This is a genomic window from Kitasatospora sp. NPDC088861 (assembly GCF_044750105.1).
Taxonomy (GTDB): domain Bacteria; phylum Actinomycetota; class Actinomycetes; order Streptomycetales; family Streptomycetaceae; genus Kitasatospora.
Window position 1 is genome coordinate 117596 of sequence record NZ_JBIVJF010000009.1, and the last position, 23922, is coordinate 141517.

The window sequence follows — 23922 nt, forward strand, 5'->3', positions numbered from 1 at the left end:
ACCGTGATCCCGGTTTCGTACGCACAGCAGCGTCTCTGGCTGATCGACCAGATCGAGGGGCCGACCGCGCTGTACAACCTTCCGTTCGCCCTGCGCCTGCGCGGCGAGCTCGACACCGCCGCGCTGCGCGCCGCGACGGTGGACGTGGTCGCCCGGCACGAGGCCCTGCGTACGGTGTTCCCGGTGGCCGGGGGAGTCCCGGTGCAGCAGATCCTGCCGGCCGAGGAGGCGCAGCCGCGCTTCCTGGTCGTGGACTGCGCACCGGACGACTACCCCGCCCGCCGGGACGCGGCCGCCGCCGAGACCTTCGAGCTGAGCCGCGAACTGCCCATCCGGGTCACGGTGTTCACCCTCGCTCCGACCGAGCACGTGCTGCTCGTCGTCCTGCACCACATCGCCGGCGACGGCTGGTCGCTCGGCCCGCTGCTGCGCGACCTCGCCACCGCCTACCGGGCCCGGCTCGTCGGCCGCGCCCCCCACTGGGAGCCGCTGCCCGTCCAGTACGCCGACTACGCGCTCTGGCAGCGCGACCTGCTCGGCGACGAGCGCGACCCCGAGAGCCTGCTCGCCCGCCAACTCGACCACTGGCGAACCGCGCTGGCCGGCCTCCCGGAGGAACTGGAGCTGCCGACGGACCGCCCCCGGCCGCCCGCCCCCACCGGCGCCGCCGACTCCGTCGACCTCACCTGGGGCGCCGACCTGCACAGCGCCCTGCTCGACCTCGCCCGCGCGCACCGCACCACCCTGTTCACCGTCCTCCAGGCCGGCCTGGCCGCACTGTTCACCAGGCTCGGCGCCGGCACCGACGTCCCGCTCGGCACCGGCCTCGCCGGCCGCGCCGACGAGGCCCTGGACGACCTGGTCGGCTTCTTCGTCAACTCCCTCGTGCTGCGCGCCGACACGTCCGGCGACCCGAGCTTCGCCGAGCTGCTCGGCCGCGTCCGGGAGGCCCAGCTCGACGCCTTCGCCCACCAGGACATCCCCTTCGAGCGCCTCGTCGAGGAGCTCAACCCGACCCGCGCCCTCGGCCGCCACCCGCTGTTCCAGACCCTGCTGGTGCTCCAGAACCACGGACAGGACGCCGAACTCGACCTGCCCGGGCTGGAGTCCGCACCCGAACCGATCGGCCTGCGGGTCGCCAAGTTCGACCTCAACATCGGCATCGCCGAACGCCACGGCCCCGACGGCGCCCCCGCCGGGCTCACCGGCTCGATCGAGTACGCCGCCGACCTCTACGACCACACCACCGTCGCCGCCCTGGCCGACCGGCTCGGCCTGCTGCTGACCGGTGCCGCCGCCGACCCGCACGCCCCCATCGCCACCCTCGACGTCCTCGCCCCCGAGGAGCGCACCCGCATCCTCACCGAGTGGAACGCCACCGGCGCCCCGGGCCGGCCCGGGACCCTCGCCGAGTCCTTCGAGCGCCAGGCCGACCGCACCCCGCACGCCACCGCCCTCGCCCACGACGGCGGCACCCTCGGCTACGCCGAACTCGACGCCCGGGCCAACCGCCTCGCCCACCACCTGATCGCCCTCGGCGTCGGCACCGAGACCCCCGTCGCGATGCTGATGGAGCGCTCCGTCGACGTCGTCGTCGCCACCCTGGCGATCCTCAAGGCCGGCGGCTGCTACGTGCCCATGCACCCCGGCCTGCCGCCCGAGCGGATGACCGACGTGCTCGCCGACACCGGCGCCCCCGTGCTGCTCACCGACCGCGCCGACCCGGGCTTCCCGCACCGGGCCGTGGTGGTCCGCCCCGGCGACGAGGCGGCCGCCCCCGCCCACCGCCCCGGCGTGCCCGTCCACCCGGACCAGCTCGCCTACGCGATGTACACCTCCGGCTCCACCGGCCGCCCCAAGGGCGTCGCCGTCCGCCACCGCGACGTCCTCGACCTCGCCGCCGACCGGCGCTGGCAGGACGGCCGGCACGAGCGGGTCCTGCTGCACTCCCCGCACGCCTTCGACGCCGCCACCTACGAGATCTGGACGCCCCTGCTGGCCGGCGGCACCGTCGTGGTGGCCCCGCCCGGCGCCCTCGACGCCACCTCCCTGCACGCCGTCACCACCCGCCACGACGTCACCGCCGTCTTCCTCACCAAAGCCCTGTTCGACCTCGTCGCCGAGCAGGCCCCGCAGACCTTCGCCGCCCTGCGGGTCGTCTGCACCGGCGGCGAGGCCGCCTCCGGCACCCTGATGCGGCGCGTCCTGGACGCCTGCCCCGACCTGCTGCTCGCCCACGTCTACGGGCCCACCGAGACCACCACCTTCGCGACCCACCACCCGCTCGTCCACGCCGACCTCGACGGCCCCCGGGTGCCGATCGGCGGCCCGCTCGACGCCATGCGCAGCTACGTCCTCGACGCCCGGCTGTGCCCCGTCCCGCCCGGCGTCCCGGGAGAGCTGTACATCGCCGGTGCCGGGCTGGCCCGGGGCTACCTGAACCGTCCGGGGCTGACCGCCGAGCGGTTCGTCGCCTGCCCGTACGCGCCCGGGGAGAGGATGTACCGCACCGGCGACCTGGTGCGGCTGCGCGCCGACGGCGCCGTGGAGTTCCTCGGCCGGATCGACGGCCAGGTCAAGCTGCGCGGCTTCCGGATCGAACTCGGCGAGATCGAGGCGGCGCTCTCCCGCCACCCCGCCGTGCGCCAGGTCATCGTGATCGCCCGTGAGGACCGCCCCGGCGACACCCGGCTGGTCGCCTACTGCACCGCCGACGCCTCGCTCACCCCGGCCGAGCTGCGCACCTTCGCCGGCACCACGCTGCCCGGCTACATGGTCCCCGCCGCCGTCGTCCTGCTCGACGCGCTGCCGCTCAACGCCAACGGCAAGGTCGACCGCCGGGCCCTGCCCGCCCCGGACGTCGCCGCCGACGGCACCGGCCGCGAGCCCCGCGACGAGCGCGAACGGGCGCTGTGCGAGCTCTTCGGCGACCTGCTCGGCATCGACGACATCACCATCGACGACGACTTCTTCGCCCTCGGCGGCCACTCGCTGCTCGCCACCCGCCTCACCGGGCGGGCCCGCGCCGAACTCGGCATCGAACTCGCCATCGGCGACCTCTTCCAGGCCCCCACCGTCGCCGGGCTCACCGACCGGCTCGCCGACCGCGCGGCCGACGTGCCCGCCCCGGCCCGCCCGGCGCTGCGGCCCGGCCCCCGGCCCGACCGGGTGCGGCTCTCCTTCGCCCAGCGCCGCCTCTGGTTCCTCGCCCAGGCCGAGGGCCCCGCCGCCACCTACAACGTGACCCTCGCCCTGAGGCTGCGCGGCCCGCTCGACCCCGCCGCCCTGGCCGACGCCCTCGGCGACACCGTCCGGCGGCACGAGGCCCTGCGCACCGTCTTCGCCGTCCACGACGGCACCCCCCACCAGCACGTCCTCGACGGGCCGACCGCCCCGCTGCTCACCACCACCGACCGGCCGGTGGACGAACTCGCCCGCCACACCTTCGACCTGGCCGCCGACCTGCCCCTGCACGCCTACCTGCGGCCCGAGGGCCCGGACGAGCACGTCCTGGTCCTCGTCCTGCACCACATCGCCGGGGACGGCGCCTCGCTGGGCCCGCTCTACCGCGACCTCACCGACGCCTACCGGGCCCGGCTCGCCGGCCGCGCCCCCGACGGCGAGCCGCTGCCCGTCCAGTACGCCGACTACGCGCTCTGGCAGCACGCCCTGCTCGGCGACGAGGACGACCCGCAGAGCCTGGCCGCCCGCCAACTCGCCTACTGGCGCGCCGCGCTGGCCGACCTGCCGGAGGAGCTGCCGCTGCCCGTGGACCGCCCCCGGCCGCCGGTCGCCACCCACCGCGGCGCCGTCGTCCCGCTGGAACTCGACGCCGAACTGCACGCCCGCCTCGGCGAGCTCGCCGCCCAGCACGGCGCGACCCTGTTCATGGTCCTCCAGGCCGCCTACGCCACCCTGCTGCACCGCTTCGGCGCCGGTACCGACCTGCCGATCGGCACTCCGGTCGCCGGCCGCCTCGACGAGGCCGTCACCGACCTGGTCGGCTACTTCGCCAACACCCTGGTGCTGCGCACCGACCTCTCCGGCCGGCCGGGCTTCGCCGAACTGCTGCGCCGCGTCCGGGACACCGACCTCGCGGCGTACGAGCACCAGGACACGCCGTTCGAGCGCCTCGTCGAGGAGCTCAACCCGGTCCGCTCGCTGGCCCGGCACCCGCTGTTCCAGGTGATGCTGACCTTCGCCACCGCCGCCGAGGCCGGACCGTCCTTCCCCGGTGTGGCGGCGGCGGAGGAGCCCGTCGACTACGGCACCGCCAAGTTCGACCTCAAGCTGTCGCTGACCGAGCGCCACCGCGCGGACGGGACCCCGGGCGGGCTCGCGGGCGGGCTGGAGTACGCCACCGACCTGTTCGACCGGGAGACGGCGGAACGGCTGGGCGCCGCGCTGGTCCTGATCCTGCGGCAGGCCGCCGCCGACCCGGACCTGACCGTCACCGCCGCCGAGGTCCTGCCCGAGGCCGAGCGGGCCGCGCTGACGGCCGGCCCCGCGTCGGCCGGGGAACCGCCGCTGCTCCCGGCCGTGTTCGAGGCCCGGGCCGCGGCCACCCCGGAGGCGGTGGCGCTGGTCCACGCGGGCACCGCGCTGACCTTCGCGGAGCTGAACGCGCGGGCCAACCGGCTGGCGCACCGGCTGATCGCCGCCGGGGTGGCCCCCGGATCGGTGGTGGCCCTCGCCCTGCCGCGCTCGGCGGAGACGGTGGTCGGGCTGCTGGCGGTACTCAAGGCCGGCGGCGCCTACCTGCCGCTGGACGCCGAGTACCCGGCGGAGCGGACGGCGCACATGCTCGCGGACGCCGCGCCCGCCCTGGTGCTGACCGACGCCCGCTGGCCGCTGCCCGAACTGCTGGCCGCCCTGCCCGTCCTGGACGTCACGGACGAGCCCGGCCCGGCACAGGACCCGCGGCCCCGCCTGCACGCGGCGGACGCCGCGTACGTGATCCACACCTCCGGCTCGACCGGCCGCCCCAAGGGCGTGCTGGTGCCGCACCGCAGCCTCGCGGCCCTGCTGGCCGGCCACCGGGCCACGATGATCGCGGACGCCGAGGCGGCGCACGGCCGGCTGCGGGCCGCGCTGACCGCGTCGCTCTGCTTCGACGCCTCGCTGGAGGTCGTGCTCTGGATGGTCGCCGGGCACGAGCTGCACCTGATCGGCGACGAGGTCCGCCGGGACGCCGCCCTGCTGGTCCGCCACGTGCGCGAGACCGGGATCGACACGCTGCACGTCACCCCCTCGTACGCCGAGCAACTGGTCGAGGAGGGCCTGCTGGAGGAGCCCGCGCCGAAGCTGCTGCTGCTCGGCGGGGAGGCCATCGGCCAGGGCCTGTGGAGCAGGCTGTGCGCGTCCCCGCTGACCGCCGGCCACACCATGTACGGCCCCACCGAGTCCACCGTGCACGCCCTCACCCGGCCGCTCGACGGCACCCAGCGGCCGGTGCTCGGCCGGACGGTCGCCGGGACCGCCGGGTACGTGCTGGACGAGTACCTGAACCCGGTGCCGGTCGGCGTCCCCGGGGAGCTGTACCTGGCGGGGGCCGGGCTGGCCCGGGGTTACCTGAATCGGCCGGGGCTGACCGCCGAGCGTTTCGTCGCCAGCCCGTTCGCGGCGGGCTCGAGGATGTACCGCACCGGGGACCTGGTCCGCCGCACCCGCGACGGCGAGCTGGAGTACCTCGGCCGCACCGACCACCAGGTCAAGGTTCGCGGCTTCCGGATCGAACTCGGCGAGATCGAGAGCGTCCTGGCCGCGCACCCGCAGGTGCACCGGGCCGCCGTCCTGCCCGACGACAGCGGCCTGCGCCTGGTCGCCTACGTGGTCGCCGACGGCCCCCTCGACCCGGCCGGACTGCGCGCCTTCGCCGCGGAGACACTGCCCGGCTACATGCTCCCGGCCGCCATCGTGCCGCTGCCCGCCCTGCCGCTGAACGCCAACGGCAAACTGGACCGTGCCGCGCTCCCGGCCCCGGACTTCGCCGCCCTCGCCGGCGGCCGGGCCGCCCGCACCCCGCAGGAGGAGATCCTCTGCGGCCTGCTCGCCGAGGTGCTCGGCCTGGACGCGGTCGGCGCCGACGACGACTTCTTCGCCCTCGGCGGGCACTCGCTGCTCGCCACCCGGCTGCTGAGCCGGGTCCGGGGCGCGCTGGGTGCGGAGTTGGGCATCCGGGACGTCTTCGAGGCGCCGACCGCGGCCGGGCTCGCCGGCCGCCTCGACGCGGGCTGCGACCGGCTCGCGCTGAGCGCCCGGGCCGAGCGGCCCGAGCGGGTGCCGCTGTCCTTCGCGCAGCAGCGGCTCTGGCTGATCGACCGGATGGAAGGCCCGAGCGCCCTCTACAACTCGCCGCTGGCCCTGCGGTTGGCCGGGGAGCTGGACGCCGCGGCCCTGGAACTCGCCCTCGGCGACCTGGTGGCCCGGCACGAGAGCCTGCGCACGGTGATCGTCGAGACCGACGGCGAGCCCCACCAGCTGATCCGCCCGGCCGACGCGGCGGCGGTGCCCTTCGACGTCCGGGACTGCCCGGCCGACGAGGTCGCCGAGGCCGTCGACGCGGCCTCTCGCCGGGCCTTCGACCTGGCCACCGAACTCCCGCTCCGGGCCGTCCTGCTGCGCACCGCCGACCAGGACCACGTGCTGGTCCTGGTACTGCACCACATCGCGAGCGACGGCTGGTCGACGGGCCCGCTGCTGCGCGATCTCGCCGAGGCCTACGAGGCCCGGGCGGCGGGCACCGCGCCCGATCGGGCGCCGCTGCCGGTGCAGTACGCGGACTACGCGCTCTGGCAGCAAGAGCTGCTCGGCGAGGAGGTCGATCCGGAGAGCCTGGCCGCCCGCCAACTCGCCTACTGGCGGGACGCGCTGGCCGACCTCCCGGAGGAGCTGACGCTGCCGGCGGACCGCCCCCGGGGCGCCGTCGCCAGCCACCACGGTGACCGGGTGTCGCAACTCCTGGGTGCCGAACTCCACCGCGAACTGGTCGCGTTGGCGCGCTCGCAGCGGGTGACGGTGTTCATGGCCCTCCAGGCCGCCCTCGCCGCCCTGCTCACCCGGCTCGGCGCGGGCACCGACGTGCCGATCGGTTCGGTGGTGGCCGGGCGGTCCGACGAGGCGCTGGACGACCTGGTCGGCTTCTTCGTCAACACCCTGGTGCTGCGCACCGACACCTCGGGCGATCCGAGCTTCACCGAACTGCTGGCCCGCGTCCGGGAGACCGACCTCGGTGCCTACGCGCACCAGGACGTGCCGTTCGAGCGGCTGGTGGAGGAGCTGAACCCGGCCCGCTCGCTGGCCCGCCACCCGCTCTTCCAGGTCATGCTGGTGCTCCAGAACAACGAGCAGGCCGACGCGTCGCCCACCGGCCTGTGGGGCGAGGCGCTGCCGGCGGCCACCGGAGTCGCCAAGTTCGACCTCAACCTGATCGCCCAGGAGTCCTTCGACCCGGAGGGCGAACCCGCCGGGATCGACTGCGCGCTCGACTTCGCGACGGACCTCTTCGACCGGGAGACGGCCGAGACGGTCGTCCGCCACTTCGCGCGGCTGCTGACGGCGGCCGTCCAGCGGCCGGACACCCGGATCGGGCTGCTCCCGTTGATCACCCCGGTCGAGCGGGCCGAACTGCTGGGCGGGGTGGTGCCGTTGGCGGTGGAGGTGCCGTTGGTTCCGGCCGTGTTCGAGGCTCAGGCCGTGGCGACTCCGGAGGTGGTGGCGCTGGTCCACGGGGGCGTCGCGTTGACCTTCGCGGAGCTGGACGCGCGGGCCAACCGGTTGGCGCACCGGCTGATCGCCGCCGGGGTGGCCCCCGGGTCGGTGGTGGCCCTCGCCCTCCCGCGTTCGGTGGAGTCGGTGGTGGGGTTGCTGGCGGTGTTGAAGGCCGGTGGTGTCTACCTGCCGCTGGACCCGTCGTATCCGGCGGAGCGGACGGCGTACACGCTGGAGGATGCGGCGCCGGTGCTGGTGTTGAGTGACGGGCGTTGGCCGTTGCCGGAGGTGCTGGCGGGGTTGTCCGTTATGGATGTCACGGATGTGCCCGGTCCGGAGGGGAGTCCGAGCCGTCGGCTGGGCGCGGCGGATGCGGCGTATGTGATCTACACGTCGGGTTCGACCGGTCGCCCCAAGGGGGTGGTGGTGTCGCACGGGAGTCTCGCGGCGCTGCTGGCGGGCCACCGGATGGAGCTGATGGCGGGTGAGGAGCGGCGGAGGGTCGCGTTGACGGCCTCGCTGTGCTTCGACGCTTCGTGGGACGGCGTGCTGTGGATGGTCGCCGGGCACGAGCTGCACCTGATCGGCGACGAGGTCCGCCGGGACGCCGCCCTGCTGGTCCGCCACGTGCGCGAGGCCGGAATCGGCGTCCTGGAGGTCACCCCTTCGTACGCCGAACAGCTCCTGGCAGAAGGACTGTTGGAAGCACCGGCGCCGGGCCTCCTGCTGCTGGGGGGTGAGGCGGTCGGTCAGGCGCTGTGGACGCGGTTGCGGGAGGCGCCGGGGACCCGGGCGTACAACCTGTACGGTCCGACGGAGTGCACCGTGGACGCGCTGGTGCAGCCGCTCGACGGCGCGGACCGGCCAGTGCTCGGCCGGACGGTCGCCGGGACCGCCGGGTACGTGCTGGACGAGCACCTGAACCCGGTGCCAGCGGGTGTTCCGGGGGAGTTGTACCTCGCCGGGGCCGGTCTGGCCCGGGGCTACCTGGGTCGCGCGGCGCTCACGGCGGAGCGTTTCGTCGCCAGCCCGTTCGCCGAGGGTACGAGGATGTACCGCACCGGGGACCTGGTCCGTCGTACCCGCGACGGTGGGATCGAGTACCTGGGCCGCACCGACGACCAGGTGAAGATCCGTGGCTTCCGGATCGAACTCGGCGAGATCGAGCAGGCGTTGACCCGCCACCCCGCCGTCCGCCAGACCGTGGTGACCGTTCGGGAGAGCTGCGAAGGAGACCGCCGGCTGGTCGCCTACTGCGCGGTGGACGGCGCCGCCGCCCCCGAACTCGCCCACACGCTGCGCCGGTTCGCCGGCGAGTCGCTGCCCGGCTACATGGTGCCCGCCGCCGTGGTGCCGCTCGACGCCCTGCCGCTGACCGGCAGCGGCAAGGTCGACCACCGCGCTCTGCCCGCACCGGACTTCGCCGCCCTGGCGGCGTCCGGCGGCCGGGCCGCCCGCAGCCCGCAGGAGGAGATCCTGTGCGGCCTGCTCGCCGAGGTGCTGGGCCTGGACGCGGTCGGCGTGGAGGACGACTTCTTCGCGCTGGGCGGGCACTCGCTGCTCGCCACCCGGCTGCTGAGCCGGGTCCGGTCCGTGCTGGGTGCGGAGTTGGGCATCCGGGACGTCTTCGAGGCGCCGACCGCGGCCGGGCTCGCCGGCCGCCTCGACGCGGGCTGCGACCGGCTCGCGCTGACCGTCCGCGCTGAGCGACCCGAGCGGGTGCCGCTGTCCTTCGCGCAGCAGCGGCTCTGGCTCATCGACCGGATGGAAGGCCCGAGCGCCCTCTACAACCTGCCGCTCGTGCTCCGCGTGACGGGCGAGCTGGACGCCGCGGCCCTGGAGCTCGCCCTCGGCGACCTGGTGGCCCGGCACGAGAGCCTGCGCACGGTGATCGAGGAGGAGGACGGAACCCCGTACCAGCGGATCCGACCGGCCGAGGCGGCCCGCGTCCCCGTCGAGCTGCTGCCCGGCGGCACCGCGCCGGAGGCCTGCACCTCGCGCCCGTTCGACCTCGCCGCCGAACTGCCGATCCGGGCCCACCTGATCCCGGCCGGCCGGGACGAGCACCTGCTCGTCCTGGTGCTGCACCACATCGCCGGTGACGGCTGGTCGATGGGCCCGCTGCTGCGCGATCTCGCCGCGGCCTACGCGGCGCGGGTGGCGGGCGCCGCGCCCGAGCAGACGCCGCTGCGGGTGCAGTACGCGGACTACGCGCTCTGGCAGCGTGAGCTGCTCGGCGAAGGCGAAGGCGAGGGCGAAGGCGAAGGCCAGGCCCAGGGCGGCCTCCTCAGTCGCCAACTCGCCTACTGGCGGGACGCGCTGGCCGACCTCCCGGAGGAGCTGGCGCTCCCGGCGGACCGCCCCCGGGGCGCCGTCGCCAGCCACCGCGGCGACCGGATCGTCCATCCGCTGGGCGCCGAACTCCACCGCGAACTGGTGACGTTGGCGCGCTCGCAGCGGGTGACGATGTTCATGACCGTCCAGGCCGCCCTCGCCGCCCTGCTCACCCGGCTCGGCGCGGGCACCGACGTGCCGATCGGTTCGGTGGTGGCCGGGCGGTCCGACGAGGCGCTGGACGACCTGGTCGGCTTCTTCGTCAACACCCTGGTGCTGCGCACCGACACCTCGGGAGATCCGAGCTTCACCGAACTGCTGGCCCGCGTCCGGGAGACCCAACTCGACGCGCACGCACACCAGGACGTGCCGTTCGAGCGGCTGGTGGAGGAGCTGAACCCGGCCCGCTCGCTGGCCCGCCACCCGCTCTTCCAGGTCATGCTGGTGATGCAGGGCGACGGCGACGCGGCGCCGCTCGACGCGGCCGGTCTGGACGTCTCCGTCGAGCCGTCCGGTGGCGCGGTCGCCAAGTTCGACCTGAGCGTCGGCATCGGCGAGTCCTTCGACGCGGACGGTGCACCGGCCGGCCTGGAGTGCGTGATCGACTTCGCCACCGACCTCTTCGACCGGGAGACGGCCGAGGCGATCGCCCTCCGGCTCGGCCGGCTGCTGGCGGCCGTGGCGGCCGAGCCGGACCAGCCGATCGGTCGGGCGGAGCTGCTGTCCCCGGTCGAGCGGGTCGAACTGCTGGGCGGGGTAGTGCCGTTGGCGGTGGAGGTGCCGTTGGTTCCGGCCGTGTTCGAGGCTCAGGCCGTGGCGACTCCGGAGGTGGTGGCGCTGGTCCACGGGGGCGTTGCGTTGACCTTCGCGGAGCTGGACGCGCGGGCGAACCGGTTGGCGCACCGGCTGATCGCCGCCGGGGTGGTCCCCGGGTCGGTGGTGGCGTTGGCGCTGCCGCGTTCGGTGGAGTCGGTGGTGGGGTTGCTGGCGGTGTTGAAGGCCGGTGGCGTCTACCTGCCGCTGGACCCGTCGTACCCGGCGGAGCGGACGGCGTACACGCTGGAGGATGCGGCGCCGGTGCTGGTGCTGAGTGACGGGCGCTGGCCGTTGCCGGAGGTGCTGGCGGGGCTGTCCGTTCTGGATGTCACGGATGTGCCCGGTCCGGACGGGAGTCTGAGCCGTCGGCTGGAGTCGGCGGATGCGGCGTATGTGATCTACACCTCGGGCTCCACCGGTCGCCCCAAGGGCGTGGTGGTGTCGCATGGGAGTCTCGCGGCTCTGCTGGCGGGCCACCGGATGGAGCTGATGGCGGGTGAGGAGCGGCGGAGGGTCGCGTTGACGGCCTCGCTGTGCTTCGACGCTTCGTGGGACGGCGTGCTGTGGATGGTCGCCGGGCACGAGCTGCACCTGATCGGCGACGACCTGCGCCTCGACGCAGCCGCCCTGGTCCGCCACGTCGGCACGCACGGCCTCGACGTGGTGAACTCGACCCCGTCCTTCGCGGCCCAACTGGTCGAGGAGGGACTGCTCGACGCCCCCGCCCCGAAGCTCGTGCTGCTGGGCGGTGAGGCCGTCGGTCAGGCGCTGTGGACGCGGTTGCGGGAGGCGCCGGGGACTCGGGCGTACAACCTGTACGGTCCGACGGAGTGCACCGTGGACGCGCTGGTGCAGCCGCTCGACGGCGCGGACCGGCCGGTTCTCGGCCGGACGGTCGCCGGGACTGCCGGGTACGTGCTGGACGAGCACCTGAATCCGGTGCCGGCCGGTGTTCCGGGGGAGTTGTACCTCGCCGGGGCCGGGTTGGCCCGCGGTTACCTGGGTCGCGCGGCGCTCACGGCGGAGCGTTTCGTCGCCAGCCCGTTCGCCGAGGGTACGAGGATGTACCGTACCGGGGACCTGGTCCGCCGCACCCGTGACGGCGAGTTGGAATACCTGGGCCGCACCGACGACCAGGTGAAGATCCGTGGCTTCCGGATCGAACTCGGCGAGATCGAGCAGGCGTTGACCCGCCACCCGGAGGTCGCCGCCGCCGTCGTCCGACCGGACGACAGCGGCAGCCGGCTGGTCGCCTACCTGGTCACCGACCGTCCGCTCGACCCGGCCGGGCTGCGGGCCTTCACCGCCGAGTCCCTGCCCGCCCACATGGTGCCCGCCGCCTTCGTCGCGCTGCCCGCCCTGCCGCTGACCGGCAGCGGCAAGGTCGACCACCGCGCTCTGCCCGCACCGGACTTCGCCGCCCTGCCGGCCGGCCGCCCGGCCCGCACCCCGCGGGAGCGCCTGCTGTGCACACTGTTCGCCGAGACCCTCGGCCTGGAGCGGGTCGGTATCGACGACGGCTTCTTCGACCTCGGCGGACACTCCCTGCTCGCCATGAAGCTGCTCTCCCGGATCCGCACCGCCCTCGGCGTCGACCTCGGCATGCGGGCGCTGTTCGAGGCGCCGACCGTGGCCGGGCTCGACCGCCGGCTCGACCAGGGCCCGGCGGCCGACGCCCTGGACGTCCTGCTGCCGCTGCGCACCGGCGGCGACCGGGCCCCGCTGTTCTGCGTCCACCCGGCGGCCGGCATCAGCTGGGTCTACTCCGGGCTGCTGCGCCACCTCGACCCCGAGCTGCCGGTGTACGGCCTCCAGGCCCGTGGCCTGCGCGGCGGGGCGCCGGCGAGCGTCGCCGAGATCGCCGAGGACTACGTGCGGCAGATCCGCGCGGTGCACCCGTCCGGCCCGTACCACCTGCTGGGCTGGTCCTTCGGCGCGGTGGTCGCCCAGGAGATGGCGGTCCGGCTGCGGGCCGAGGGCGCGCCGGTCGGCCTGCTGGCCCTGTTGGACGGCGCCCCGGCGGTTCGCACGGACGCCGCCCCGCCCACCACCGAACCGGCCGACACGCTGGCCGAGTTGCTGCGCTCGCTGGGCTACGACCCGGCGGACGGCAGCGGCCAGGCCGACCTGGCGGCCGTGCTCGGCGAGGCCGCGGACGTCCTGCCCGAGGTGTTCGACCGGCACCGCAAGCTGATGGCCGAGCACCTGCCCGAGCAGTACCGGGGCGACGCCGTGTTCTTCGGCGCCACCCTCGCCAAGCCCGCCGACTGGCCGTACGAGCAGGCTTGGCGGCCCTATCTGGACGGCCGGATCGAGAGCCACCGCCTGGCCTGCGGGCACGGCGACCTGACCCGTCCGGAGTCCCTCGCACGGATCGCCGCCGTGCTCGCCGAGAAGCTTGGAGTGTGATCCGCGATGACCACCACCGTCCCCGCACCCGCCGCACCGCCGACCGGACCGCCCCGCGGCCGGTGGGGCCTGTGGGCCCACGGCGACTTCCGCCGGCTCTGGATCGGTGAGACCTCCAGCGGTCTCGGCACGGCCGTCGGGAGCGTGGCACTGGCCCTGGTCGCCGTCGTCACGCTGGACGCCGGCCCGCTCGCGGTCGGTGTGCTGAACGCCGCCGCCTGGCTGCCCTGGCTGTTCCTCGGCCTGCCGGCCGGCGCCTGGGTCGACCGCTGGCCGCGGCTGCGGGTGATGCTGGTCTGCGACCTGCTGCTGCTCCTGCTGTTCGCGAGCGTCCCGGTGGCCGGCTGGCTGGGCGTGCTCGGCATGCCGCAGCTGGTGGTGGTGGCCCTGCTCACCGGAGCCGTGAAGGTGTTCTTCTCCACCGCCTACGGGGCCGTGCTGCCGACCCTGGTCGGCAAGGAGGACCTGCTGGAGGGCAACGTCAAGCTGCGTTCCGGCGCCTCCGCGGCCGACATCGCGGGGCCGGGCGTGGCCGGTCTGCTGGCGCAGGCGTTCGGCGCGGCCAGCGGGCTGCTCGCGGACTCCGTCAGCTACGTGGTCTCCGCGATCTGCGTCAGCCGGATCCGGACGGTCGAGCAGCCGCCGCCGCGGTCCGCGCGGCGCGGCCTCCTGCGGGAGATCGGCGACGGGGTGCGCTTCCTGGCGCACGACCCGTACCTGCGGACGCTGGCACTGTTCGGCGCCGTCGGCAACCTGGGGCTGAACGGCATCCAGGCGGTGCAGACGGTGTTCCTGATCCGGTCGGTCGGCGTCGAACCGGGCGCGGTGGGCATGGTGTTCGCGGTGGTCAGCGTCGGCGGCCTGGCCGGGGCGACGCTGGCCCGGCGGATCGCCCGCCGGCTCGGCAGCGCGCGCGGACTGCTGCTCTGCGAGCTGGTGGTGGCGCCGTTCATCCTCCTGCTGCCGCTCGCGGGGGAGCGGCTGCCGCTGGCGGTGTGCGCGCTCGCCTGGGCCGTCGCGGTGGGCGGGGTGATCGCCGGGAACGTGCTGGCGGGAAGCTTCAACCAGGCCTACTGCCCGCCGGAGATGATCGGCCGGATCCGGGCCAGCGCGGCGACCCTGAACTACGGTGCGATCCCCGTCGGCGCCCTGGCCGGCGGCTGGCTCGGCGAGGCGTTGGGCGCCCGCACCACCATCTGGATCATGGCGGGCGTGCTGCTCTCCGCCGGAGGGGTGCTGCTGGCGAGCCCGCTGCGGAGCCTGCGCGACTTCCCCGAGCGGCCCGAGCTGCCCGAGCTGCCCGAGCGCCCCGGGCGTCCCGTCTCCTGACCGGACCGCCGCAGCACCCGAACCGCCAGCCCTGCCCGTACCTGACCTGACCTGCCTGACCTTCCCTCCCGACCCATGGAGCCTCCCATGACCCGCACCGCCCGCCCGCGCCACTACCTGATGTGCCGTCCGACCCACTTCGAGGTCACCTACGCGATCAACCCGTGGATGGACCCGGCGAAGCCGGTCGACACCGACCTCGCCGTCGCCCAGTGGGAGCGGCTCCACGCCCTCTACGGCGAGCTCGGCCACCGGGTCGACCTGATCGACCCGATCCCGGGCCTGCCCGACATGGTCTACGCCGCCAACGGCGCCACCGTGGTGGACGGCAAGGTGCTCGGCGCCCGCTTCCGCAACGCCGAGCGGGCCGCCGAGGGCCCGGCCTACCTGGAGTGGTTCCGCGCCCGGGGCTTCGAGACGCGCGATCCGGAGCACGTCAACGAGGGCGAGGGGGACCTGCTGCTGACCGCGAGCTCCGTGCTGGCCGGGCGGGGCTTCCGCAGCGTGGCCGACGGGCACGCGGAGGCCCAGGAGTTCTTCGGGCGCCCGGTGATCGGCCTGGAGCTGGTCGACCCGCGCTTCTACCACCTGGACACCGCGCTGGCCGTGCTGGACGGCGACGAGATCATGTACCACCCGGAGGCCTTCTCGGCCGGCAGCCGTGCCGTCCTGCGCCGGCTGTTCCCCGACGCCCTGCTGGTGGACGGCGCCGACGCGGCGGTGTTCGGCCTCAACGCCGTGAGCGACGGCCTGCACGTGGTGCTGCCGGAGGCGGCCGTCGGCCTGGCCGCGCGGCTGCGGGAGCGCGGGTTCCGGCCGATCGGGATGGACCTCAGCGAGCTGCTCAAGGGCGGTGGCAGCGTCAAGTGCTGCACCCTGGAGATCCGCGCGGCGGCCTGAACGACGGCCTCGACGGGAGGCCGTGATCAGTGGTGCTCGGCTGTAGATCCGCCGTTGAACGCTCCCGGCCAGACTGGTGGCACACCACGACGGAAGCCCTTCCCACCGGGGAAGCGAGCCAAGGGAGCACCAGAGATGACGCAGCGTCCGGCCACCGCCCCCACCCGCCTCCGGCTGTTCACGGTCGGTCTCGGGGTGGTCGTCGCCCTGGGCGCCGGCCTCTCCGCCACGGCCGCCGTGGCGGAGACGGCCGGCACCGGGACGGCGACGGTGGTGAGCGGCGACGCGACGCCGACGCCCACCCCCGCCCAGCCCAGCCCCACCGGCACCGTCCACGGCAGCACCGGCGACTGGAACAGCACCGGCTCCTGACCGCACCAGTTCCTGACCGCACTGGCTCCTGACCGCACCGGAAAGCGGCAGGATCGATTCTTCAGTGACCGGTCATCAGCTCGTCAGCGGCCCGGCCCGCAGCTCGTCACCGGAGCGCCCGACGCCCCCCGGCCACCGCCCCGACGCCCGTCCGGGACGGACGGAGCCGACGACGTCGACGGAGCCGAAGAAGCCGAAGCAGCCGTAGCGGCCGAAGCGTTCGGACCCTCCCCCCGGGGCAGCAGCCCCGCCACCTCCTCCGCCTCCGGCAGCCCCAGCCGGACGAAGATCCGATGCGCCTCCCGCAGCCGGCCCCACGCCTCGGCCTCTCGCCCGAGGTCCGCCAGCGTTCGGCCCAGCACCACCAGCGCCTGGCCCTGGTCCCGCTCGGCCCCCAGCTCCTCGCACAGCGTCAGCGCCTGCCCGGCGTGCTCCAGCGCCTCGTCCGTCCGACCCAGCGAGCGCAGACTGTCCGCCATCCGGTAGCGGGCGTGCGCGGCCCGGGCCCGCAGCCCGGCCGCCGAGGCCACCGCCAGGCACTCGCCGAACCAGGTGACGGCCTCCTCGTGCCGCCCCAGCCCGTGCAGCGCCAGCCCCAGCACGTACAGCGTGTACGCCCGGCCGGGATCGTCGTGCCGGGTCCGCAGCTCGGCCAGCGCCTCGTGGCAGATCGGCACGGCCTCGGCGGCCCGCCCGCTGCGCACCCGGGCCAACGCGGCGTTCACCGTCGTCACCAGCGCCCCGGAGCGGTGGCCGAGTTCGCGGGCCAGCAGCAGCGCCTCGTCGTAGTGCCCGACGGCCTCGTCGTAGCGGCTGAGGAACTGGCAGACCAGGCCGAGGTCGTTCAGCGCCTGGCGCAGGATCACCGTGTCGCCCGCCGAGCGGGAGGCGGCCACCGCCAGCCGGGAGGCCGCCTCGGCCTCCTCCAACCGGGTGGCGGCCAGGGCGACGTTGCCGCGGAGGAAGTGCGCCCGACCAGCTGCCCGGTGGTCGGCGTGGTGGTCCGCGGCGGCGGCCAGGGCCTCCGCCGTACTGGCGAGCTGGCGGCTGGGCGGGGCGAGGACGAACGGCGTCAGCGCGATCAGCAGGTCGATCGCGGCGCGCAACGGGTCCGGTGCCGCGCCGTCGGCCGGGGCCGGCGCGGCGTCGTCCGCGACGGTCCAGCACGCCACCTGGGCGGCGAGCGCGATCGCCCCGGAACCCTCCGCCTCGGCCCAGGCCCGGGCGCCGTCCGGGCCGCCGAGGTCCACGCCCGCGCTGCGGGCCGGCCCGAGCGCACCGGCGGCCGGATCTCCCGGGACGGCGTGCTGGAAGGCCGCGCACGCGGTGGCCAGCAGGTGGTCCAGCAGCCGGTCACGGGCCTCCACGGCCGCGCCCGGGTGGTCCGGGCGCCGCCGGGCGAAGGCGCGCAGCAGGTCGTGGTAGCGGTAGCGGCCGGGGAACGGCGACTCCATCATCGCCACGTCCACCAGGGACTCCAGCAGGTCCTCGGCGTCGTACTCGTCCAGGTCCAGCAGGGCGGCCGCGGCGGGCAGCCCGATGTCCGGGCCGTCCACCGAGGCGGCCAGCCGGAACGCCCGGGCCTGGGCGGGCGTCAACTGGCGGTAGCTCAGTTCGAAGGCGGCCTCCACCGCCAGGTCGCCGATGCGCAGCTCGTCGATCCGCCGCCGTTCGACTGCCAGCCGGCGGCCCAGCGTCTGGACCGTCCAGCTCGGCCGGGCGGCCAGCCGGGCCGCCACGATCCGCACCGCGAGCGGCAGGTGGCCGCAGACGAGCAGCAGCTCCCGGGCGGCCTCCGGCTCGGCGGCCAGCCGCTCGCCGCCGATCGTGCGGCCCAGCAGTTCGAGCGCCTCCGCCGGCTCGAACACGCCGAGGTCGGCCTGGACGGACGCGGGCAGGCCCGAGAGCCGGGTACGGCTGGTGGTGAGTACGGCGCAGCCGACCGCGCCCGGCAGCAGCGGTCTGATCTGCGCGGTGTCGTGGACGTTGTCGAGCACCAGCAGCAGCCGCCGGCCGTCGACCACCGAGCGGAACAGCGCCGAGCGGGCGTCCAGCCCCTCGGGCACCCCGTCGGCCGGCACGCCGAGCGCCACCAGGAAGCTGCTGAGCACCGCCTCCGGGTCGGCCGGCGTGGTGTCGGCGCCCCGCAGGTCGACGTAGAGCTGCCCGTCGGGGTAGGCGTCGCGGGCCCGGTGGGCGACGTGCAGGGCCAGCGCGGTCTTGCCGACCCCTCCCATGCCGACCACGGTCGCGATCACCAGCGCCTGCTGGTCCGGGGCGCCGAGGGCCTCGCCCAGCCGCTCGACCAGGACGGTGCGGCCGGTGAAGTCCGCCGCGTCGGGCGGCAGCTGGGCCGGTCTGGGCGACGCCGTGCTGGTGCCGGCGGGCGCGGCGGGCGCACCCGCCGCCGCGGGGCCGTCCGGCGGATCCTGCGCCTCGGGCCCGGGCCCGGCCGGCTTCACCGGGCTGGAAAGCAGCGCCACGGGCGGCGCCGGGGCGGCGAGCGACAGGTCGCCCTCCAGGATCCGCCGGTGCAGCTGGTCCAGGTCGGCCCCGGGCTCCACCCCCAGCTCGTCCAGGAACAACTGACGCACGCCCCGGTACACCGCCAGCGCGTCCGCCTGCCGCCCGGCCTGGTACAGCGCGCGCATCAGCAGCCCGTACGCCCGCTCGTGCAGCGGGTGCTCGGTGGTCAGCGCGGTCAGCTCCGGGATGCACCGGGAGAAGCGGCCCAGCGTCAGATCCAGGGCGATCCGTTCCTCCAGCAGGGTCAGCCGGAGCTCCTGCAACCGCTGGCGCTGCCGCTGCGCGAACGGGCCGGGGATGCCGGCCAGCGGCTCGCCCTGCCACAGCTCCAGCGCCTGGTTCAGCAGGTCACGCGCCTGCTGCGGCTGTCCGGCGGCCGCCGTGCGCTCGGCCTGCGCCGCCAGTTCCTCCCCTTGCGCCGCGTCCACGGAGTGCTTGGGCAGCACCAGCCGGTAGCCGTCCCCGACCGAGGTCAGCACGGTCGGCGCGTCCGGCTCGTCGCCGTGCAGGATCTTGCGCCACCGCCAGGCGTACGTCCGCACCGTCGTCACCGCGGTGCTCGGCGGCTCCTCACCCCACAGGGCGTCGATCAGGTCCGTGGCGCTCGCGCCGTGCCCCGGCCGGAGCAGCAGCACCGCCAGCATCGCCTGCTGCTGGGGACTGCCGACCTTCAGCACGGTCGTGCCGCACTGCGCTCTCATCAACCCCAGCACCGAGAACCGGAAATCACCCATTCGTGCACCTGCCCGCTTCATGTGCCCGCCCCCGCCCACGCACGCGTCTGCCCCCCGATTGATGAGTCACTATCAACCCACGCCAGCCGGTGGGCTGTCGAGGGATCGTCGACCCCGTAGTGATCCGGTGTTGATCGCCCACCGTCACAATCACTGGTGTGGCCCCAGCCGTCGGCCCGGTACGACCCGCCGGGCCCGCCACACCCCCCGGGTGCCGCCGCCCGGGCGACCACCACGTCTCTCGGAGGCCGACGCCAGTGAACACCGACCTGCTCTACCGGTTGCTCGACGTCGACCCGGTCGCCGGACCGGTCGAACTGCTCCACCGCGCCCGCGGCGCCCGCGACCTCCCCTACCTGGTGCTCGCCGCGCTCGTCCGGGAGGACGTCCGGATGGGCGAGCACGCCCGCGCCGAACTTCAGCGCGCCCGCGACCGGGCCGACTGTTACGCCCGGATCGCCCGCGACCTCGCCGACGCCACCGGGGTGCGCCCGATCCGCGACCTCCCGCTGGCCGGCTACTACCCGTCCGACCTGCCCCGGCCGCTGGGCGAGCTCACCCTCGTCAGCCCCACCGAGGCCGCGCTCTGGCAGGCCGTCAGCCGGCTGGTCACCGAACACCCGGTGGAGTCCGTGGAGGTCACCCTGATCGGCGAGCGCCCCCGGCACACCTCCGTCACCCTGCGCTGGCCGGCCGAGGACCCGCTGCTCGACCCGTGGTACCAGGTCCGGCTCGGCACCGCCGCGCTCACCGGCGACCTCGCCACCGTCCCGGTCCGGCCCTACCTGGCGGCCGACGACCACGTCGAGTGCCTGATCGCCCTCGCGGAGGAGGGACTCGGCCGCGCCTTCCGGGCGGGTGACGTGATCGACGTGGCCCGCCTGGGCCGGCAGTCCTTCGAGCCCGTCGAGACCGCCGCCGTGGTCGCCGCCTACCGGCTCGCCCCGGAGGCCGTCGCGCTGCTCGACCTCGCCGCCGAACACGTGCCGCTGGGCTCCCTGGGGGGCGTGCGTACCGTCCTGGAGGCCGAGGTCGCCCCCGAACTCCGCCGCCGCGAATCCCTCGCCCGCCCGCTCCGGCCGCGGCACGGCACCCTGCTGCGCCGCACCGTCATCCGGCACCAGTGGGACGAGGCCCGCCTCCTCCCGGCCGGACCCGCCACCCTGCTGCTCACCCCGGTCGCCGACTTCCTGCTCGCCCCGGAGGGCGTCCGCCCGACGGCCCCCGCCCGCGCCGCCGCCCTCACGGCCCTGCGGGCCTGGGACACCACCGCCCCCGACACCCCGGACGGCGCCCCCTGCGCCCGCCTGCCGGAGTCGAAACACGGCTGAGCCCCGGGCCGTCTGCCTGACCGAACTGTGGGTCAGCTGCGCGAGGCCGGAACGAGGGCGCCCCAGAAAACCACACTGGCCGACATCGAGATCGCCGGGATCACCGTCCCCAAGGGGGCTCCGCTCTGGCAGAACCGCAGGGTGTCCGGTCAGTAGCCGTGCTCTCGGTCAAGGGCCCTGTCCAGGGTGTCGTCGAGAGTGGTGGCCGCCATGATCAGCGAGAGATGGGTGAACGCCTGAGGGAAGTTGCCCAGCTGCTCGCCACTGGGACCGATCTCCTCGGCGAAGAGGCCGACGTGGTTGGCGTAGGTCTGCATCTTCTCGAAGGCGTAGCGGGCCGCCCGCAGGCGCCCGGCCCGGGCGAGGGCGTCGACGTAGAGGAAGGTGCAGAGGCTGAAGGTGCCCTCCGAGCCGCGCAGGCCGTCGGGCGAGGCCGTGGGGTCGTAGCGGTAGACCAGGCTGTCGGACACCAGGGTGCGCTCCATCGCGTCGAGCGTCTTCAGCCAGCTCTCCGTCCGGGGGGCCAGGAACCTGACCCTGGGGATGAGCAGCAGCGAGGCGTCGAGGACGTCGCCGCCGTAGTACTGGGTGAGGGCCTGTTCCCGTTCGTTCCAGCCGCGTTCCATCACCTGTTCGAGGATGGCGTCGCGGGCGGCGGTCCAGCGGAGGGTGTCGGCGGGACGGCTGAAGTCGGCCGCCAGCCGCAGACCCCGGTCGAAGGCCGCCCAGGACATCACCCGGCTGAAGGTGAAGTCCTTGCGTCCGCCGCGGGTCTCCCAGACGCCCTCGTCGGGACGGTCCCAGGAGTCGGCGAGCCAGTCCAGCGTGCGGGCGAGGTTCTTCCAGCCGTGGTAACCGGCCCGCATGTTGATCTCCTGGCCCTCCGCCAGGGCGTAGAGCGCCTCGCCGTAGATGTCGAGCTGGAGCTGGTCGGCGGCGGCGTTCCCGGCCCGCACCGGGTACGAGCCGCGGTAGCCCTCGAAGTGTTCGAGGATCTCCTCGGTGAGCTCGGGGTCACCGTCGACCCGGTACATGACCTGGAGGGGTTCTCCCTCGACACCGTCCATGCCGCGCAGGCGGTCGCCCAGCCGCTCGCCCAGCCAACTGGTGAACTGCGCGGCCTCCTCGACGAATCCGAGGTCGAGCAGCGCCCGTACGGACAGCGAGCCGTCGCGGACCCAGGTGTACCGGTAGTCCCAGTTGCGCTCCCCGCCGACCTGCTCGGGCAGGCCCATGGTGGCCGCGGCGATCGGGGCGCCGGTGGGGGCGTAGGTGAGCAGCTTGAGGGTGATGGCGGACCTGTTGACCATCCCGGGCCACCGGCCGCGGTAGCGGGAGCCGCGCACCCAGCGCTGCCAGAAGTCGACGACCTCCCACAACTGCTCGGACACCCCGCCCTGGGTCAGCGGAGGCGGCGGCTCACCGTCCGGTCCGTGGACGGTCAGCACGGCCGCCGCGTGCTCGCCCGTGTTCAGGGTGATCTCCCCCCGTACGTCCCGGGCCTCGGCACCGTCCGGCCGCAGTGGCACGGTGCTCTGCAGGTGTGCGGCGATGCCTGGTGCCCGGAAGGCCGCGGTGTTGTCGCGCAGGTCGAGTTCGTGGGTCGCCCGGCCGTAGTCGAAGCGCGGCCGGCACTCCAGGGTGAAGCGCACCGTGCCGCGTACGGCCCGCACCCCGCGGACCAGGACGTGCCGGTCGGTGGGCGTACCCATCCGGTCCGGCGGCATGAAGTCGAAGACCTCACCGACCCCGTCGGGTGACATGAACCGGGTCACCAGGACCGCAGTGTCCGGGTAGTAGAGCTGTTTGCAGGTGGTGGACTCCTCCACGGGGGCGAAGCGGAAATAGCCGCCGCGGTCGTGGTCCAGCAGGGCCGCGAAGACACTCGGCGAGTCGAACCGGGGGGTGGCGAACCAGTCGACGACTCCCCGGGAAGAGACCAGAGCAGCGGTTTGCAGGTCGCCGACAAGGCCATGCTCGGCGATGGGCGGGTACCGGTCCATGACCATCAAGCCTCCCTGAAGCCCACTCCCTCCACTCTCTGCCCGGTCCGACGGATACGCGAGGGGAGGACAACCGCCACCGGGGAGCCGATCCGTGCGCGGTCGTGTGCGCGGTCGTGTGCGCAGGCACGCTAGAAGTGCTGGTAAGTGGCTGTTCGGGCGGTCGTCCTCGACGAGAGTCCCAACGGTTCGGCAACGGTGCTCGAGAACTCCGGGAGGGACGGAGCGCCCTGCTCCACGGGAGCCCCGGTCCCGGAGTCGGCGCCGCGATGTGAAGCTTGAGGCTTTGTGGCGAGGAGGCCCGGGCTCCCGAGCCGGAGCGGTCTGCTGCGCCCGTTCCGTCCCCGGCCGGCGCTGGGTCAGCTGCGGGAGGCCGGGACGAGGGTGTTCTCGCTGGTCCGGCCGGCGGCGTAGTCGTCGATGTTGCGGGCGGTGGCGTCGATGATCTGGCCGACGGCGGTGTGGGTGAAGTAGGCCTGGTGGCTGGTGACGAGGACCTGGGGGAAGGTGACGAGGCGGGCGAGGACGTCGTCGGTGATGCCTTCGATGGAGCGGTCGGTGAAGAAGACGCCGGTTTCCTCCTCGTAGACGTCGAGGCCGACGCCGGACAGGCGCCCGGCGCGCAGGGTCTCGACGAGGGCGGCGCTGTCGATGAGGCCGCCGCGGCTGGAGTTGACGAGGATGGCGTCGTCCTTCATCCGCGCCAGCGCTGCGGCGTCGATCAGGTGGTGGGTGGCGGGGAGCAGGGGGACGTGGAGGCTGATGAGGTCGGCGCGGGTGAGGAGTTCGGGCAGTTCGGTGTAGGTCATGCCGAGGTCGAGGCAGGCCGGGTTCCGGGCGATGTCCCAGCCGAGCAGTTCGGTGCCGAAGCCGGCCGCGATGCGGGTGAAGCACTCGCCGATCTTGCCGGTGCCGATGACGCCGACCGTCATCCCGTGGACGTCCCGGCCGAGGAGGCCGTCGAGGCGGAAGTCGAACTCGCGGCTGCGTCCAGCGGCCCGGACGATCCGGCGGTTGACGGCCAGGGCCAGCGTCCAGGCGTGTTCGGCGACGGCGTAGGGGCTGTAGTAGGAGACCCGGGCGACGGTGAGGCCGAGGTCGGCGGCGGCGTCGAGGTCGATGTTGTTGAAGCCGGTGGAGCGTTGGGCGATCAGCTTGGTGCCGCCGGCGGCGAGGACGGTGAGGGTCTCGGCGTCGAGGACGGCGTTGACGCTGCTGCTGACGGCCGGGTAGCCGGCGGCGAGTGGGGCGGTGTCGCGGTTGAGGAACATGCTCAGGCAGCGCAGCCCGTGCCGGCCGGCGAAGGCCTGTTCCAGCAGCGGCCGTTCGTCGGCCTGCACCCCGTACGCGAGGATCTCCATCGGTTGCCCTTCCGCGAGTGGTCCGCTCCACCGGCCACGCTAGCGGGGCCGTCGCAGGGGCGCCCGTCGGACGCACGAGGGCCCGGACCGGTAGCGG

The 23922-nt window shown here is 74.6% G+C and carries 8 protein-coding genes; 5 read left to right on the forward strand and 3 right to left on the reverse strand.

Annotated features, from left to right (window positions below):
• Positions 1 to 3: 3 nt before the first annotated feature.
• The 4 genes from ACIP37_RS18095 (at position 4) to ACIP37_RS18110 (ending at position 15870) form a co-directional block, all read left to right on the forward strand.
• Complete coding sequence (locus ACIP37_RS18095) at positions 4 to 13269, forward strand: amino acid adenylation domain-containing protein (protein WP_400844088.1); 13266 nt, start codon at positions 4 to 6, stop codon at positions 13267 to 13269.
• Positions 13270 to 13275: 6 nt separating this feature from the next.
• Positions 13276 to 14598 carry an MFS transporter gene (locus tag ACIP37_RS18100; RefSeq protein WP_363629436.1) on the forward strand — a complete coding sequence of 441 codons (1323 nt, stop codon included), beginning with the start codon at positions 13276 to 13278 and terminating at the stop codon, positions 14596 to 14598.
• Positions 14599 to 14685: 87 nt separating this feature from the next.
• A complete protein-coding gene (gene ddaH / locus ACIP37_RS18105; RefSeq protein WP_363589311.1) occupies positions 14686 to 15498 on the forward strand; it encodes a dimethylargininase in 813 nt (270 codons plus the stop codon).
• Positions 15499 to 15633: 135 nt separating this feature from the next.
• The gene (locus ACIP37_RS18110; RefSeq protein WP_363621049.1) at positions 15634 to 15870 is read left to right on the forward strand and encodes a hypothetical protein; all 237 of its coding nucleotides are present in this window, start codon (positions 15634 to 15636) and stop codon (positions 15868 to 15870) included.
• Positions 15871 to 15953: 83 nt separating this feature from the next.
• On the opposite strand, the gene ACIP37_RS18115 is transcribed toward ACIP37_RS18110, so the two are convergent.
• The gene (locus ACIP37_RS18115) at positions 15954 to 19130 is read right to left on the reverse strand and encodes a BTAD domain-containing putative transcriptional regulator (RefSeq protein ID WP_363629432.1); all 3177 of its coding nucleotides are present in this window, start codon (positions 19128 to 19130) and stop codon (positions 15954 to 15956) included.
• Between the two features lie 257 nt (positions 19131 to 19387).
• On the opposite strand from ACIP37_RS18115, the gene ACIP37_RS18120 reads away from it, so the two are divergent.
• Positions 19388 to 20461: a hypothetical protein gene (locus ACIP37_RS18120; RefSeq protein WP_363629431.1), complete on the forward strand. Its 1074-nt coding sequence runs from the start codon at positions 19388 to 19390 to the stop codon at positions 20459 to 20461.
• Between the two features lie 149 nt (positions 20462 to 20610).
• Here ACIP37_RS18120 and ACIP37_RS18125 read toward each other — a convergent pair whose 3' ends face one another.
• Together ACIP37_RS18125 and ACIP37_RS18130 are read right to left on the reverse strand one after the other, a co-directional pair.
• Positions 20611 to 22464 (reverse strand): glycoside hydrolase family 15 protein, encoded by a 1854-nt coding sequence (locus ACIP37_RS18125; protein WP_363629429.1) that lies wholly within the window; start codon positions 22462 to 22464, stop codon positions 20611 to 20613.
• A 359-nt stretch (positions 22465 to 22823) separates the two neighbouring features.
• Complete coding sequence (locus ACIP37_RS18130; protein WP_363629427.1) at positions 22824 to 23825, reverse strand: 2-hydroxyacid dehydrogenase; 1002 nt, start codon at positions 23823 to 23825, stop codon at positions 22824 to 22826.
• Between the last annotated feature and the right edge of the window lie 97 nt (positions 23826 to 23922).